Genomic DNA, 591 nt, shown 5'->3' with positions numbered 1-591 from the left:
GGACCGGTGGGGCGCCCTCGCGGTCCCCGGGGTGCGGGTCGCGGTGACCGCCTCCGTCGCGGTGTTCCTCGCGCTCGCCCTCGTCCAGGCAGCGTGGGCTTCCTGGTGCAGGACCGGTACGGCCTCGGCCCGGCGCCCGCCACGGCGCTGACCGGGACGCTGCTGCTCGCGGCGGGGCTGGGGTCGATGCTCGCGCAGGGCGTCCTCGTCCCCCGGCTGCGGTGGGCGCCGTGGCGGCTCGTGCGGGTGGGGTCCGCCGTCGCGCTGGCCGCGCTGGTGGCGTACCTGGCGCCCGTCCCGGCGCCGGTGCTCGTCGGGGTCGCGGCGGTGTTCGGCGCCGCCGTGGGCGCCGCCGCGGCGGGCTGCACGTCGGCCGCGTCGGTCGCGGTCGGCGCCGGTCACCAGGGCGACGTCGCGGGCGTCGTCAACGCCGGCAACGCGCTGACCTTCGTCCTCGGGCCCCTGCTCGCGACGACGGCCTACGGGGTCCGGCCGGAGCTGCCCGCCGCCCTCGCGGTGGCCGCCGGCGCGGTGGCGCTCGCGGCCGCCCTGCGGAGCGGCCGGTGACCGCCGTGCGCCGGGGCGTCCCCC

General features: G+C 81.4%; 1 protein-coding gene. It reads left to right on the top strand.

From position 1 onward, the window contains the following. The first annotated feature begins 93 nt into the window (after positions 1 to 93). Positions 94 to 567 carry a hypothetical protein gene (locus FA014_RS19715; protein WP_154731276.1) on the top strand — a complete coding sequence of 158 codons (474 nt, stop codon included), beginning with the start codon at positions 94 to 96 and terminating at the stop codon, positions 565 to 567. The last annotated feature ends 24 nt before the right edge of the window (positions 568 to 591 follow it).

This window comes from Cellulomonas hominis (genome assembly GCF_005239125.1).
In the GTDB taxonomy this organism is placed as follows: Bacteria; Actinomycetota; Actinomycetes; order Actinomycetales; family Cellulomonadaceae; genus Cellulomonas; species Cellulomonas hominis_A.
This window is presented reverse-complemented; position numbering and strand designations above follow the sequence as displayed.